The organism is Ruegeria sp. CDSA236, from assembly GCF_059611285.1.
In genome coordinates, this window is the sequence record NZ_JBXWPG010000015.1 from 35,395 (window position 1) to 50,321 (window position 14,927).

The 14,927-nt window shown below is 54.7% G+C and carries 12 protein-coding genes and 1 pseudogene; 12 read left to right on the forward strand and 1 reads right to left on the reverse strand.

What is annotated here, in order from left to right; translation table 11 throughout:
- The first annotated feature begins 29 nt into the window (after positions 1-29).
- From AC2FLB_RS18795 to AC2FLB_RS18810, 4 genes and pseudogenes are all read left to right on the forward strand, one after another.
- Positions 30-695: an RraA family protein gene (locus AC2FLB_RS18795; protein WP_106607287.1), complete on the forward strand. Its 666-nt coding sequence runs from the start codon at positions 30-32 to the stop codon at positions 693-695.
- 38 nt (positions 696-733) lie between these two features.
- Entirely contained in the window at positions 734-1,882 is a 1,149-nt protein-coding gene (locus AC2FLB_RS18800) for a fumarylacetoacetate hydrolase family protein (protein WP_106607286.1), read from the forward strand.
- Positions 1,883-1,894: 12 nt separating this feature from the next.
- The gene (locus AC2FLB_RS18805; protein ID WP_142638776.1) at positions 1,895-3,400 is read left to right on the forward strand and encodes an aldehyde dehydrogenase (NADP(+)); all 1,506 of its coding nucleotides are present in this window, start codon (positions 1,895-1,897) and stop codon (positions 3,398-3,400) included.
- An 18-nt stretch (positions 3,401-3,418) separates the two neighbouring features.
- Positions 3,419-4,332, forward strand: a pseudogene (locus AC2FLB_RS18810) (dihydrodipicolinate synthase family protein).
- Positions 4,333-4,551: 219 nt separating this feature from the next.
- Here the strand turns inward: AC2FLB_RS18810 and AC2FLB_RS18815 are convergent.
- A complete protein-coding gene (locus AC2FLB_RS18815) occupies positions 4,552-5,562 on the reverse strand; it encodes a LacI family DNA-binding transcriptional regulator (protein ID WP_106607283.1) in 1,011 nt (336 codons plus the stop codon).
- Between the two features lie 197 nt (positions 5,563-5,759).
- Here AC2FLB_RS18815 and dctP point away from each other — a divergent pair, with 197 nt between their 5' ends.
- From dctP to AC2FLB_RS18855, 8 genes are all read left to right on the forward strand, one after another.
- A complete protein-coding gene (gene dctP, locus AC2FLB_RS18820; protein WP_496676989.1) occupies positions 5,760-6,761 on the forward strand; it encodes a TRAP transporter substrate-binding protein DctP in 1,002 nt (333 codons plus the stop codon).
- An 81-nt stretch (positions 6,762-6,842) separates the two neighbouring features.
- The gene (locus tag AC2FLB_RS18825; RefSeq protein ID WP_496676992.1) at positions 6,843-7,430 is read left to right on the forward strand and encodes a TRAP transporter small permease; all 588 of its coding nucleotides are present in this window, start codon (positions 6,843-6,845) and stop codon (positions 7,428-7,430) included.
- A complete protein-coding gene (locus AC2FLB_RS18830) occupies positions 7,424-8,716 on the forward strand; it encodes a TRAP transporter large permease (RefSeq protein ID WP_496676995.1) in 1,293 nt (430 codons plus the stop codon). Before AC2FLB_RS18825 ends, AC2FLB_RS18830 begins: the two co-directional genes overlap by 7 nt.
- A 148-nt stretch (positions 8,717-8,864) precedes the next feature.
- A complete protein-coding gene (locus AC2FLB_RS18835; protein ID WP_496676997.1) occupies positions 8,865-10,130 on the forward strand; it encodes an FAD-dependent oxidoreductase in 1,266 nt (421 codons plus the stop codon).
- 31 nt (positions 10,131-10,161) lie between these two features.
- Positions 10,162-11,310 carry a mandelate racemase/muconate lactonizing enzyme family protein gene (locus AC2FLB_RS18840; protein WP_496677000.1) on the forward strand — a complete coding sequence of 383 codons (1,149 nt, stop codon included), beginning with the start codon at positions 10,162-10,164 and terminating at the stop codon, positions 11,308-11,310.
- Entirely contained in the window at positions 11,307-12,221 is a 915-nt protein-coding gene (locus AC2FLB_RS18845) for a dihydrodipicolinate synthase family protein (protein WP_496708009.1), read from the forward strand. Before AC2FLB_RS18840 ends, AC2FLB_RS18845 begins: the two co-directional genes overlap by 4 nt.
- Positions 12,222-12,251: 30 nt before the next feature.
- The gene (locus AC2FLB_RS18850; protein ID WP_496677006.1) at positions 12,252-13,352 is read left to right on the forward strand and encodes an Ldh family oxidoreductase; all 1,101 of its coding nucleotides are present in this window, start codon (positions 12,252-12,254) and stop codon (positions 13,350-13,352) included.
- Positions 13,353-13,672: 320 nt separating this feature from the next.
- Complete coding sequence (locus AC2FLB_RS18855; RefSeq protein WP_106607585.1) at positions 13,673-14,920, forward strand: sarcosine oxidase subunit beta family protein; 1,248 nt, start codon at positions 13,673-13,675, stop codon at positions 14,918-14,920.
- Positions 14,921-14,927: the final 7 nt, after the last annotated feature.

Below are 14,927 nucleotides of genomic sequence, written 5' to 3' on the forward strand. Positions count from 1 at the left end.
TGTAAATTAAGTCACTTGGAGGAAAACCCATGACAGATAATGACAAAAAAGCCGCTCTCACCGAACGCCTTGCAAAATGCTACAGCGGTGCAGTTTATGACGCCCTGCGCGAGAGAGGGATAGACAATACTGTTCTGCCCAAAGACATCCGGCCGATTGACGATACTCATGTTCTTGCTGGTCCCGTTTTCACAATTTCAGGAACACCAAAACCTGGGATTAGTGCTGATGATGCTCTGCTGGCTTGGACGGGTTTCCTTTCAACAGCGCCGTCTGGCCATGTCGTAGTTTGCAATGGCCACACTGACGACATCGCGATGATGGGGGAACTGTCTGCCGAGACGCTCCAGATGCGCGGTGTGCGCGGATATGTGACCAATGGCGGGTGTCGGGACAGCAATTTCATTCGTAACATCGGTTTCCCCGTTTTCCATCGCTTCTACACCGCCCGCGATGTGGTGGGCGCATGGTCGGTCGACAAAATGGAAGTCCCTGTGCAGATCGGTGACGTTGTCGTTAAGCCCGGGGATTTTCTGATTGCCGACATTGATGGGGCCATCCTTATCCCAGGTGAAATCGCAGAAGAGATCGTGGTTGAGGTCGAGGAAGTGATGAACACCGAGAACAAGGTCCGCTCGGCTATCCGTAGCGGGACGGATCCGAAAGAAGCCTACCTGACCTACGGGCGCTTCTGAGCGGTCAAACTGGCGTAACAGCACTTGGAGATACGAATATGCATATCGGTTTGCCTGACCAGGGCTGTTTTGTTTTGCGGGTCTGGAATCCAGCGGTTTCAGGGCCTTCGGTTTGCCACTTGCGCGACGGATGCATTGTCGATGTGACCTCGCGTGAAGTGGCAACAGTACGCGACCTGCTTGAGCAGGACGATCCGGCGGGCTGGATCAAGTCTGCCTCAGGCGAAGCAGTTTGCACGCTGGGCGAGCTCGAGGAGAGTTCCGTCGAACGGCCTGATCCTAAATTACCCTATTTTCTGGCGCCCTGCGATCTGCAGCCAGTTAAAGCATGTGGCGTGACCTTTGTATCCTCAATGTTGGAGCGGGTGATTGAAGAGCAGGCACTCGGTGATCCTACCAAGGCCAAGGTGATCCGCGGGCGCTGCGAGACTATTTTAGGCGATAGCCTGACCGGGATTGTTCCCGGGTCAGACCAAGCAATTCAATTGAAGAACGCGCTTCTCGCCGAGGAAGCCTGGTCGCAATACCTTGAAGTCGGAATTGGCCCGGATGCAGAAGTTTTCTCCAAGGCTCAAGCGCTGTCTTCGGTTGGCTGGGGTGCAAGCGTCGGCCTGCATCCAATGTCGCGCTGGAATAACCCGGAACCGGAGGTGGTTCTGGCGATAAACAGCCGGGGTGAGGTCAAGGGTGCCACGCTCGGCAACGACGTGAACCTTCGCGATGTCGAAGGCCGCTCGGCGCTGCTGCTTGGAAAGGCAAAAGACAACAATGCTGCCAGCTCGGTAGGACCTGCCATTCGCCTCTTTGATGGAACCTATTCGATCGCGGATGTGCGTAAAGCGGAACTTGATTTGCGGGTTACCGGGGAGGATGGCTTTGTGATGGACGGTCACAGCACAATGGCCGAGATCAGCCGCGACCCGCTTGACCTGGTTGGGCAGGCTTATGGTGCGCACCACCAGTATCCCGATGGTTTCATGCTGATGATGGGAACCCTTTTCGCTCCAACCCAGGACCGTGATCACCCCGGGGGTGGTTTCACGCACAAAATGGGCGACGTCGTGACCATTTCAAACTCTGATCTGGGTGCTTTGGTCAATACCGTGCGCCTTTCTACCGAATGCCCGCCCTGGGACTTCGCAGCCTCGCATCTGATGCGCAATTTGGCCCGCCGTGGCCTGCTCTGAACGGAGACACTCATGCTAAACGGAAAACATCTGATTGCCGGCGAATGGCTAGGCAGCGCCAGCACTTTTTCATCACAGCCTGCTCACGGCTCCGCCCATAACTTTGCTGTCGGAACGGTGGATCTTGTCGGACGTGCCTGTGAGGCGGCTGAAGAGGCTTTCTGGTCCTATGGCTACTCTGGCGTGGAAAAACGTGCGGCGTTCCTGCACCGGATTGCGGATGAAATTGACGCCCTTGGAGATGAAATCACTGAGATCGGAAGCCAGGAGACAGGTTTGCCCGAGGCTCGCTTGACCGGTGAGCGCGGTCGGACTGTCGGCCAGCTGCGCTTGTTCGCAGAGCATATCCTGAAAGGCGATTATCTGGACCGTCGCCATGACAGCGCCTTGCCTGACCGGCAGCCGCTGCCGCGGCCTGAGCTGTATATGGTTCAGCGGCCCATTGGCCCGGTTGCGGTCTTTGGTGCTTCGAATTTTCCACTGGCCTTCTCGACCGCAGGGGGTGACACCGCAGCAGCATTGGCCGCAGGCTGCCCTGTAGTGGTCAAAGGCCACTCAGCGCACCCGGGAACGGGGGAGCTGGTGGCTCAAGCCATCGACAAGGCCGTGAAGGCGATGGATCTGCACCCTGGCGTGTTCAACCTGATCCAAGGAGGCAAGCGGAACGTAGGAGCTGCGCTGGTTCAGCATCCATTGGTTAGGGCGGTTGGCTTTACCGGTTCGCTGGGTGGCGGGCGGGCCCTGTTCGATCTGTGCGCATCCCGCGAAGAGCCTATCCCGTTCTTTGGCGAACTTGGCTCAGTCAATCCGATGTTCCTGCTGCCACGATCTCTCTCCTCCCGTGCTGAGGCAATGGGCGAGGGCTGGTCCGGCTCCTTGACTATGGGAGCCGGCCAGTTCTGCACCAATCCAGGGATTGCCGTCGTGCAGTCGGGCGCAGATGCCGAACGTTTTGTTGCGGCAGCTACCAAGGCATTGGAGCAGGTTGGCGCGCAGACAATGCTGACTGACGGGATCGCCGCAGCCTATCGCGATGGGCGCGACCGGATCCGCGCCAATTCCAGCGTGCAGGGAATCCTCACCACCACCTGCGTCCTGCGCAATGCAACGCCGTACCTTTTCCGCGTCACTGCGCGTGAGTGGTTGGCAAATGATGCGTTGGCCGAGGAAGTCTTCGGTCCGCTGGGCCTGGTTGTCGAAGCAGAAGATGCGGCCGAAATGACTGCTGTTGCGAAGGGACTTAAAGGGCAGCTGACCTGCACCGTCCATATGAGTGAAGACGACACTGCCCAGGCGCAGGCCTTGATGCCAATCCTTGAGCGCAAGGCGGGGCGAGTTTTGGTCAACGGCTTTCCGACCGGCGTCGAAGTATCTGACACGATGGTCCATGGCGGCCCCTATCCGGCCTCGACAAATTTTGGTGCGACCTCGGTGGGTACTCTGTCGATCCGACGTTTCCTTCGGCCTGTATGCTTCCAAAACATGCCAGAGGCACTGCTGCCTCAAGATCTGAAATGAACGTCCAAGGATAATATTATGGCTAAAATGTACAAAGGCATCTGGCCGGTTGCCCCGACCCCTTTTCATGACGATGGAACACTCGACCTTGAGGGTATGAAGCGCGTGCTCGACTTCATGATCGATGCGGGCGTCGATGGCATCTGCATCCTTGCGAATTACTCCGAGCAGTTTGTGCTGTCTGATGAAGAGCGCGAAGTGCTGACTCGATTGTCGCTGGAACATGTGGCGCACCGGGTGCCGGTGATCGTGACTGTCAGCCACTTCGCAACCCAGATTGCGGTGGAGCGCGCGCGTCTCGCGAAATCGCTTGGCGCCAGCATGGTGATGCTGATGCCCCCCTATCACGGGACAACGCTGCGGGGGACGCCGGAGCAAATTTTTCAGCAGTTTGAAGCGGTCGGCGAGGTGGGCATCCCGATCATGGTGCAGGATGCGCCGATGGCCGGCAATGATCTGACTGTGCCGCTTCTGGTCAGGATGGCCCGCGAAATCGAGATGGTGAAGCTCTTTAAGATCGAGTGCATTCCGGCAACCGGTAAGCTGCGCGAGCTTATTGCTGCAGGCGGTGACGCGATTCAAGGCCCCTTCGACGGTGAAGAAGGTATCACATTGATGGCCGACTTGGATGCCGGAGCTACTGGCACCATGACCTCTGCCACAATTCCCGACAAGATCAAGCCCATTCTGGCTTTGCACGCCGAAGGCAACCGCGAAGGTGCATCCGAAGTCTACCGTCAGGTGCTGCCGGTGATCAACTTCGAAAACCGCCAGTGCCTTTGGCGCGCCTCAAAGGCCGCGATGATGGAGGGGGGGTGATCAATTCCGACTGCTGCCGCCACCCGATTGCACCGTTGCATCCTGAGACCCTTGCGGGGCTCTTGGATATTCTTCGGCCGATTGATCCGCTCGTCCTGTCCTGGGGCAAGTGAAGTAAGACTGGGCGGTTGCATCGTTGAACCAAAAACATAGGCCGCAACTGCCCCGCTCGGCCAACTATGGCATGATGAGAACAGTTCTTGGATTGGTGCCTTGCGGGAGGAGCCGGTGATTTTCACGTTCGCGACATAGGCCGCTCCCACATTCTTCTCAACCCAACGAGACCGTATACTGCACTTGGTCGAAATCAATACGATAGAACGCGACATACTTTAACGATGTGAGCTAACGCTATCAGTCAGGATCAATTCTGTCGGGACGAGAGTGAGTTTAGTTGGCGCTGTCGGATCCGAGATACGGCTTAGCAGATGTTGAATGACAACTCTCCCCATCTCTTGCAGATCAATGCTTGTCGTACTCAGCGGCGGATTGGTGTGTTGCAACTCATCGATCCCCTCGTTCGCGATCAACGAGAAATCTTCTCCGATTTTTTTTCCCAACCTCTGCAAACCGGCTTTCAGTCCAAGGGTGACGATAGCATTATATCCGATGGCAGCAGTCGGCGGATCTTCGACATCCAGAATTCTCGCCGCTGCTTCGTATCCCTGAGCACGAACAGGGCGGCATTCGAAAACAAGCGCACGATCGAACTCTTGACCCGCTTCGTCAAATGCTTGCCTGATGCCTTTCATGCGACGGTTAAATGGGGAAATATTGACTGTGCCGCCAACAGCGGCAATGCGTCTGTGACCAAGGTTAAGCAGATGTTTTGCCGCCGTGTAACCCGCAAGTGTCTCATCAGCCACGACTGAATCGATGGGATAGCCACTGATCTCTCGCGAGACACACACTATTGGGGGGCTGAATTTCTTCATCTCTTCCAGGTCGGTCGCCTGAGTTCCAATCGCAGGAACCAGGACGATGCCATCTGCATTGTACTCAGACATTTTCCTGATGAATTCGGATTGTCTCTCCACTTTTTCATCCGTATTGCACAGGAAGACCGTTTTTCCTACTTTGGCAAGTTCACCTTCAATCGCTCCCAGAATCTCGCTGAAGGACGGGTCGGACACGTTGTTAAGCACGATACCCACCGTGTCGGTCTTTGACTTCCTCAATCCTGCCGCGGAACGCTGATAGACATAGCCAGATTCGCGCAGCGCTTCTTTGACCCTGGCGCGCGTCTGGTCCGAGATTCGGCTGTTTTCCTTCATCGCCAAAGAAACAGTTGCAGTGGAAAGTCCTAACTGTTTTGCGATTTGACTAAGGGTCGGCTTCTGCATTCTTATTATTTTTCCTATGGTTATGGTTGCCTAGGGTAGTAATTTCCAACGTTCTTTCGGGCAAGTTGCCCATGAGAAGTCAGAGTTAATCGATTTAATTTGATTTGTAAAAGTTAATCGATTAACTTGAAGCGGCACCGACGGAAAGCAGTTTACGCATTCCGGAGCGCAAGCGCAGTTTCAACGGGAGGAAAACTATGAAACTCGGAAAATATGCATTCGGCATAATCTCGGGTCTGGCGTTGTCAGGCCTACTTGCAACAACAGCCCTCGCCGACACGGTCAGGCTGAAATTGGCCGGGACCTATCCAGTCAACCACTTCGGCCATGAGATTGTCGAAAACATGATCAAAGAGATTGAAGACGCAGACGTAGGCGTGAAAATCTCCTATTTCCCGGCCTCACAGTTGGGATCCGGCGAAGAACTGATCGAGGATGCCATTCGCGGCAATATCGACCTTGTACAAGCGTTCATCTACGCTCAGGCCGATCCTCGGCTGGAAGTCATGAACCTGCCAGGGTTGGTGACGACTTTTGACGAATTGAAAGCGGTCTACGGCAACCCGGACTCCAAGTTTAACCAGATCCTGGCCGGGATCATGGACGACCTGGGGCTGGTCTATCTTGCCAATACCGGCGAAGGGTTGGTCGGTATTGTCGCGAACGAAAAACCTACCGATTATGCCGGTTTCGGTGATAAGGGCGTGAACATCCGCGTCTGGAGTTCAGAGGTCGCCAAAAAGACCACCGAAAGCCTCGGGTATCGGACGACAACGATGAACTGGGCGGAGGTTCTGCCAGCGCTTCAATCTGGCGTCATCGACGGAGCGATCTGCTGTACGCCGGAATGGGCCTATTCGACCTTCGCGGCCGCCGGCGTGGGGAAATACTTTATTCCCGTGAACACGGCTATCGAAGCGTCATCATTCTATGCCAGTGGCAAGTCCTGGGAGAAGTTGAACCAGGAACAGCGCGACGTTATCCGGGCTGCCGCCGAGAGAGCCGCCAACGTTGCGATCAACACATCCTGGGACCGCAATCAAGGCTTCGTCGAAAAGCTGAAGGAAGCTGGCTGGGAAATTCTTGAGTACAGCCCTGAAGAGCGCGCTGCGATGGTTGCCCACATCCAGGAAAACGTCTGGCCGGAACTGGCGGACGTGGTTGGGCAGGACCTTATCGACGAGCTGACCGCCAAGTAACCAAGATTTTCTTTGGTTGCTCATTAATTGGGGATGCCGTGATTGTCTGGCATCCCCCTCTTAACGGGGAGTGAACTTTCGATGGTACTATTTGAAGATGCATTGCCACCCGGTCTGAGCCGGTTCGTTCGGCTGATGGTTTGGATCAAGTCGGTCCTGGTGAGCGTCGCTCTACCGATACTGCCGATCACATTCTTTTTCGTTGTGCTGTTTCGCTATGTTCTGGAACGCGATCTTTTTGCCTACGAAGAATGGCTCATGCCGATCTGCTTCTGGATCTTCTTCTTGGGCAGTGCGCTTGGCACTTACTACGACAAGCAGATCAATGCTGATCTTCTTGATACAGTCACCGAAAATTCAACACTGCTGTGGCTTCGCAAGCTCGTGATCCAGATCATCGAGTTGTCGATAACGCTGGTACTTGTTTACTGGGCCTGGCTGATGATTGCGGATGAGATCGCGGCATATCCTGGATGGAAAACCACCATCGCCCTGAAGATTCCGTTTATTGTTCCACGCTTTGGAATTTTCGTGGGGTTCGTGTTCATGGCGTTCTACAGCGCCTTGTCGATCTTCCTGATGCTGCGCGTGGGCCCCGATCGATATGCCGAGGCCATGGAGAATGCGCGACGGGCAGAGCCCGATGAGGAGGAGGTTGTGACATGGTAATCCTCATCGCCATAATCCTTATCTGCGTTCTGCTGGCAATCGGCGTCTCGGTTCCATTGGCCTTTGGCGGTGTGCTGATCCTTCTGGCCTATACCGGAGGGTACGATGTCTCTGGGTTCTTCGCGACGGGCCACTGGAAGATGAATTCAGTTATCCTGCTGGCCATTCCTCTTTTCATCATGGCTGGCGATATTATGCAGCGGGGCAAAATTGCAAAACCGATCGTTGAGATTGCCGAGCTCATGTTCGGCCATCTCCGCGGCGGGCTAAGTGCTGCCTCGGTCGTGGCCAGTGCGATGTTCGGCGCAATCTCGGGCAGTGGTGCGGCCACATTGACTTGCATCGGTTCGATCATCATGCCGCATCTGCGCAAGGCACGGTATCCCGCAGGCATTTCCGGCGCATTGGTGATCTGTGCAAGCCCCTTAGGCCTATTGATCCCGCCAAGCGGCGCGCAGTTGCTCTATGCCTGGGTCGGTCAGTTGAACGTTCTTGAATGTTTCCTCGCAACGGTCGTACCAGGGCTGATCCTTACGACCCTGTTGATCATCGTGAATTTCGTGATCCTTCGGAAGGATACCGAAATTCAGGTTACCGAAGTTCCGGACCGTTTCTTCCGTGCACTTGCTGGTAAAACAGCCATCGCAACACCGGCGATCCTGATGCCACTGATCATTCTGGGCGGCATTTATGGTGGCATCATGACGCCCACCGAAGCCGCTGGCGTCGCCGTAATTTATGCCATTCCGGTGGGCTTCTTCGTCTACCGCGGCCTGACACTCAAAACCTTCTATGAAAGTATGAAACACTCGGCGATCACGATCGGCGTGGTCATGGTCATGATCTTCACAGTCTTAATCGCCAGCCGCTTCCTGATTTTCGAAGATATTCCCGGTCTCGCCGAGGATCTGATCTATTCCATTTCAGATAACCCAATAATGATTTTCCTGATGCTCAATCTGGTCATGCTTCTGATTGGTATGCTGATGGACGATATCAGCGGAATCATCCTGAGCGCATCGCTTCTGCTACCCATCGCTGTTGGAGCTGGAATGGATCCAATCCACTTTGCCGCAGTTCTTGGTGTTAATCTTGGCATGGGCAACATCACGCCGCCAACGGCACCGCTTCTGTATCTCGGATCGCAAGTGACAGACGTGCCGGTCCGACAACTGATCTGGCCGACACTGATTTTCATCGTGTTTGCTTGGCTGCCAACTTTGCTGATCACCACATTTATCCCTGGGATCGCTCTTTGGTTGCCGAACATGTTCTTCGGCTCCTAGCAACACGAAAACACCAGCCAGAATAGAAAGAAGTTGGTATGCAAAACTCTGTTCCTTCAAACCGGGCGACGGTTGTCGTGGCTGAAATTCTGGCTCCGAAAGCCAATTTTGATTTCGCTGCCCACGCTCATATCACGGACAAGTCGTGATGGCGGACGCGCTCATAATCGGCGGTGGGCTGATTGGCATCACAACGGCCCACCGATTGGCCAAACGCGGCTGCTCGGTCGTGCTGGTGGAGGCCAACGAGGATGTCGGTCTTGGTGCCAACTTTGCAAACGGTGCGATGCTGGTGCCTTCACAAACTATGCCATGGAATTCGCCAGGGATATTGTCCACGCTTTTGAGGTCAATCGTGACACAAAATTCCGCAGTGCGGATCAAGCCGAAAGCTATCCCGTCCCTGTTCAAATGGGGCCTGCAATTTCTCAAGAACTCAAAGCCGCATCTGCACGAACTCCATACGCGCCGATTGCTCGAACTGGCGCTCTTTTCCATGGATGTCTTTGAGGAATACTACAAAGGATACGCAGACCAATTCGAACCCAAAAAATGTGGCACCATCAAAATCTACCGCGACCAACCAGGTCTGGAAGCCCAGATCAGATCCAATCGTCACCTCAGTGAGGTTGGGCTAGATTGGGAGGCACTAACGCCTGATCAAACTGTTGAGGCTGAGCCGCACCTTCAAGCGCTGGCCCCGCAGCTGGCAGGCGGAATTCGTTTTTCCGCTGATGTGGTGGCGGAATCGCGAAAATTCTGTCAAATCCTCCGCGATGACCTCGTCGCTTCCGGTCAGATAATACATGTTAGTTGCCAAGCCAATGAACTGCTGATGTCAGGCGAAAAGGTCATCGGCGCGCGTACAACAATCGGAGATATTCGGGCGAAGAATACCATTCTGGCCCTTGGGGCCAATACAAGAAAATTGGCTGCAAACGACGCAAGATCAATCTTGGTGCGCCCCGTGAAAGGGTACTCGGTCACATACGATACAACCGGCGTCAACGACCTGCCTTCGTATCCCGTTATCGACGAAGGGATGCATGTCGGGATTGTTCCAATAAATGGCAAATTGCGCGCTGTTGGAATTGCCGAGTTCGCCGGGCATGACGACACTCTAAGCCCCAAAATAATCCGGCAACTCGATCGCCTGACCAAATCCGTTTACCCCAACCTTGCGCAGACGCTTGACGGCTGCAAGCGCGAGCCGTGGACTGGATTCCGCCCGATGAGTGCTGACGGTTTGCCCTATATCGGCGAAGCATCCAGCAAGGGGCTTTGGGTCAATACCGGGCACGGCCATCTGGGTTGGACCCTCGCCACCGGGTCGGCAGAGTTGCTTGCTGACCTCATCATGGGCAAGCCAACAGCCTTGGACGCATCCAGCTATGCAGTAACTCGATCACACTAGACAGAAGATAAACCTAATGGAAGACAAGGTCATGAAAATAAAAGATATTCGCCTCACACGGCTCTTTTCCAAGTTCAAGACGCCCTATGTCTGGGCCATGGGCAAGAATCTTGGTCAAACAACAATCCTGATTGAGGTCGAAACGGATGCGGGCGTCGTCGGCTACGGCGAAACCGCCCCGACGATGACGTCCCCAGAGGCGATCCATGCGCTCTTACTAACCGCTAAAACGGTCCTGATAGGGCAGCCCATCACTCAGATCACCGATTTGATGAAACAGCTCTTTACGCAAAATTTTGGACATCACTATGCCAGCCAATCTCATCCAAGAATAGGCAATTTTGCGTTTGCAGGTGTTGAATTGGCCCTTTGGGATGCACTTGGCAAATCGTTGGATCTGCCGGTTCATGCCCTGTTGGGTGGGAAGATCCATGACACGGTGAGTTTCATGGGGTTTGTCCAGGGAGACAGTACGGAAGAGGTTGCAGCACATGCCGGTCAGTTGGCGTCGGACGGCTTTGAAGTGATTTACCTCAAGGCCGGATACACCAACGATAAAGATATGGCCAATGTCGAAGCTGTCAGAAAGGCAATTGGCAACAAGCGACTTCGGATCGACCCGAATGAGGCCTGGGACTTGATGGAGGCCCAGGTGATGATCAATAAGCTCGCCAAGTATGATCTCGAGATGGTTGAACAGCCGGTGTCGGCGATTGCCGGCGTTCCGGCATTGAAGGCATTGAAACAATCCTGCTCAGTCCCAATTGCCGCCGACCAGTCCGTGTACACACTAGAGGAGGCTCACTCGATGTGCTCCAGCGGTGCGGCAAGCCTGCTGACTGTGGGTCTGCACGAAACTGGAGGTATTCTTGGGTTCCGCCGCGTCGCTGCGATAGCTCAGGTATTCGACATCAACGTGTGTATTCACGGTGTTTGGGAGACCGGAATTACCACCTGCGCCTCGATACAAGCTGCGTCGGGTGTTCCGAATTTGGATGATGGCAATCAGATCATGTGGCAGCTCCTGCAAGAGGACATCGTCGAAAGCCCGGATCTGACGCCAAATGCCGGGAAAATTCCGGTCATGTCCGCCCCTGGCCTTGGATTTACCCTGAACGAGGACGCCGTTGGTCGGGCCGCAGAAGCCTACGACAAGAAGAATGGTTTGGAGGTAACATGATAGCATTGCAAGACAATTCACCTGCGGTCGTATCGCCCGGCATTTATCCAATGCTCTATGCGTTCTTTGACGATCGCGGTGTATTGCGCCAGGATCCGTTTCGGCGTCAGGTGGATGCGGCTTTGGGCACCCAGGCTGCCGGAGTTGCGATTCTGGGGTTGGGTACGGAGGTCTCGAAGCTCTCATTCGATGAGCGCGTCGAGGTCCTTGAAGTCGTCGCGAAGCGCATTGATGGACGCAAGCCGCTCTTAGCGACCGTCTATGGCGATACGATCACCGAGCAGATTGAGTTTTCGAAGCGAGCAATTCAAAGCGGTGCGTCGGCGCTGATGCTCCAGCCTCCCTCGCAGAAAATGGACGATGCAAAGCTGGCGGGCTTCTTCTCCGAGATTATCTCGGCGGTCGATTGCCCGATTGGGGTCCAGAATGCGCCGGAGTTCCTTGGCTTCGGACTAAGCAACCAGAGCTTGATCGCGCTTGCGAATGACCACAAAAATTTCACCATCGCGAAACTGGAATGCAACGCCGTCGATCTTGAGTCTGTTGCGTCAGAGCTCGGGGATAGCGTGATGCTTTTCAATGGCCGCTGCGGACTGGAATTACCTGACAACCTGCGCGCGGGTGCCAGTGGGCTGATCCCGGCGATTGATACGGTAGATAAGACCAGCGAAATTTTCGCTGAATTCACTGCTGGGACCGAAGAGCGGGCCGATAAGCTATATGCCGATCTATTGCCGGTTCTCTGCTTTATCATGCAGGGAATTCCACATTTCCTGACCTATGGAAAGATGCTGGCCGCAGCGCGTTTGGGAATTGAGCTTGGCGGCAGTCGAGAACCCTCATTGCCAGCGACTGATTTCGGCGCAGCATGCATCCACCGGTTCTCGAAACACTTGGGACCGTTGAATTGAGATATTCCGCAACATCACCAGCCATGAACAATGGCCCAAACACCAAAAGAAGAAAGTCATGAAAAATACTGCGCTACACATTTCGATTTCGTTCCGTGCCCGGCTGAGGAGGCTTTTCTAATGACCGTCGTAAACCTATCGCTAAGTGAGATACATGATCTCGCACTAGAAGCATTCACCCAAAATGGATGCGACCCTCAAAACGCCGGGGCCCTGACCCGGACGGTTGTTGCTGCTGAGCGAGACGGGTCTCATTCCCACGGCTTGTTCAGGGTGCCCGGATATGTGGCATCCCTACGTAGTGGGAAGGTCAACGGCGCCGCCGATCCGCAGATTTCCAACAAATCACCTGTAATTGTTAACGCGAATGGCGACGATGGGTATGCCCCCTTGGCAATCGAGCGAGGTATTCCAGCGCTGGCGAAAGCAGCGAGTGAGTTCGGTATCGCAGCAATGACTCTTACCCACACGCATCATTTTGCCGCCCTTTGGCCAGAAGTTGAGGCATTGGCCGAACAAAATTTGGCAGGGATGGCTTGTGTAAGTTATATGCCAAATGTCGCACCACATGGTTCAAACAAGCCTTTATTTGGTACCAATCCGCTCGCTTTTGCCTGGCCACGGAAAAACAAACCACCATTTGTATTCGACATGGCAACTTCCGCAATGGCCGGCGGCGATGTAGCAATTGCCGCAAGAGATGGCCATTCGGTCCCCCTTGGAACCGGATTGGATGAAAATGGCAATGAAACCACCGATCCGGCAGCAATCTTGAAAGGCGTTTTGCTTCCCTTCGGAGGGCACAAGGGTTCTGCTATTGCAACGATGGTTGAACTCTTGGCGGCTGGTGCGACCGGTGAACGGTTTAGCTATGAAGCGCAAGATGCCGACAACGGTGATGGTGGCCCTCCCCGTGGGGGAGAGTTTTTCCTGGCATTTTCGCCATCACTACTGGCCGGTGAAGGTTGGGAGGGCCATTGCGAAGAGTTTTTCGAAAAATACGAGGCAATTCCGGGATCTCGTCTGCCGGGCGCAAGGCGCCACAACAACCGCAATGATACAACCAACCGTGCCATAGATGCGAAACTTGTCGCCACCATTCAAGAGCTTTGTAGTCGTCCCGATTCGTGAATCAGGCACAAGATCGCCATTTGGTTGCCTGAGTTGTCTTTTGGAGGGTGTCGCATTTGATCGCGTTTACCCGCCCGATACGCAAGTATCGGGCACGCGTCCGCCCACCCGGGCGAACGCCCAGCACTGTAAGCGATACTTGAACTGCGACTCCTATTGGCGTTGAAGGTGATTGACGAATTGGAAGTTAATCGATTAACTTATGAGCATTAAGCGTTCCAGAACATGGGATTCGGCATTGCCCACATCAGCGTTGAAACTGGCCGGTTCCACGAACTGGGTGCCAAATGGGCACCCATGCCATAAAGGAAAAGAATGCCATGAGGTACTCAGGGCTAAGAGTCATTAGAGAGGCCTTGAATGGCCAAAAAGGTTGGAAGCCTGCTTGGCGCAATCCGGAACCCAAACCCAATTACGACATCATTGTCATTGGCGGCGGAGGCCACGGGTTGGCGACTGCACATTACCTAGCGACGAAATATGGTGAGAAAAGCATCGCAGTGGTCGAAAAAGGCTGGATTGGGTCCGGCAATGCCGGGCGTAACACGACAATTGTGCGTGGTGACTACACTTTGCCTCCAAATACCCGCTTCTACGATCACAGTGTTGGCCTGTGGGAAAAGATGGAGCGGGAGTTGAACTTCAATGTCATGCACTCACAGCGTGGCTTGTTGTTCGTGCACCACAACGACTCAGAGAGGGACGACCACTATCGCAAAACCAACATCATGCGGATGCAAGGCACAGATGGCGAGATTTTGGGGCCTGAGCAGGTGCGCAAGATGTACCCCTCGATGAATTTCGACGGACGTTTCCCTATCACGGGTGCCTATCTTCACCGGCGCGGTGGCACCGCCCGCCATGACGCTGTGGTCTGGGGATATGCGCGGTCGGCCGACAGGCGCGGAGTAGATATCCTTCAGAATTGCGAAGTTATGGGGTTCCGGATTGAGCAAGGTAAGGTCCTGGGGATTGAGACAACCCGCGGGTTCATCGGCGCAAGGAAGGTTGGTGTCTCGGTAGCTGGAAATACCAGCCGAGTGATGGACATGGCGGGCATTCGTACCCCAATCGAAAGCCATGTTCTTCAGGCTTTCGTGTCTGAAGGGCTCAAGCCCATCATTCCCGGCCAAGTCAATTATGGCGCAGGTCACTTCTATATTTCGCAGTCGGACAAAGGCGGCCTGGTTATGGGAGGCGACCTGGATCAGTACAATTCCTGCGCCCAGCGGGGCAACCTGCCGGTCTTTGAATCGGTGATTGAAGCCGCTGTGACCTTGTTCCCAATGCTGTCGCGCGCTCGTCTTTTGCGGGCATGGGGCGGTTTGCAGGATATGTCCATGGATGGCCATGCGGTGATCGACGAAACGCCGATCAAGGGTCTCTATTTGAACGGCGGCTGGTGCTACGGCGGATTCAAAGCAACACCCGCAGCCGGCGAATGCTTTGCTCATCTTCTAAGCACAGAACAGCCGCATGAACTTGCCAAGCCCTATCGTCTTGACCGGTTCCGGACCGGCTACCTGCTTGATGAAAAGGGCCAAGGCCCGAACCCGAACCGGCAGTAAGGAGCGG

Coding starts and splice junctions, on each gene's coding strand:
- AC2FLB_RS18825 (WP_496676992.1), top strand. CDS start 6,843: ATGGTACTATTTGAAGATGCATTGCCACCCGGTCTGAGCCGGTTCGTT.
- AC2FLB_RS18850 (WP_496677006.1), top strand. CDS start 12,252: ATGGCCCAAACACCAAAAGAAGAAAGTCATGAAAAATACTGCGCTACA.
- AC2FLB_RS18800 (WP_106607286.1), top strand. CDS start 734: ATGCATATCGGTTTGCCTGACCAGGGCTGTTTTGTTTTGCGGGTCTGG.
- dctP (WP_496676989.1), top strand. CDS start 5,760: ATGAAACTCGGAAAATATGCATTCGGCATAATCTCGGGTCTGGCGTTG.
- AC2FLB_RS18840 (WP_496677000.1), top strand. CDS start 10,162: ATGAAAATAAAAGATATTCGCCTCACACGGCTCTTTTCCAAGTTCAAG.
- AC2FLB_RS18805 (WP_142638776.1), top strand. CDS start 1,895: ATGCTAAACGGAAAACATCTGATTGCCGGCGAATGGCTAGGCAGCGCC.
- AC2FLB_RS18795 (WP_106607287.1), top strand. CDS start 30: ATGACAGATAATGACAAAAAAGCCGCTCTCACCGAACGCCTTGCAAAA.
- AC2FLB_RS18815 (WP_106607283.1), bottom strand. CDS start 5,562: ATGCAGAAGCCGACCCTTAGTCAAATCGCAAAACAGTTAGGACTTTCC.
- AC2FLB_RS18855 (WP_106607585.1), top strand. CDS start 13,673: ATGAGGTACTCAGGGCTAAGAGTCATTAGAGAGGCCTTGAATGGCCAA.
- AC2FLB_RS18830 (WP_496676995.1), top strand. CDS start 7,424: ATGGTAATCCTCATCGCCATAATCCTTATCTGCGTTCTGCTGGCAATC.
- AC2FLB_RS18845 (WP_496708009.1), top strand. CDS start 11,307: ATGATAGCATTGCAAGACAATTCACCTGCGGTCGTATCGCCCGGCATT.
- AC2FLB_RS18835 (WP_496676997.1), top strand. CDS start 8,865: ATGGCGGACGCGCTCATAATCGGCGGTGGGCTGATTGGCATCACAACG.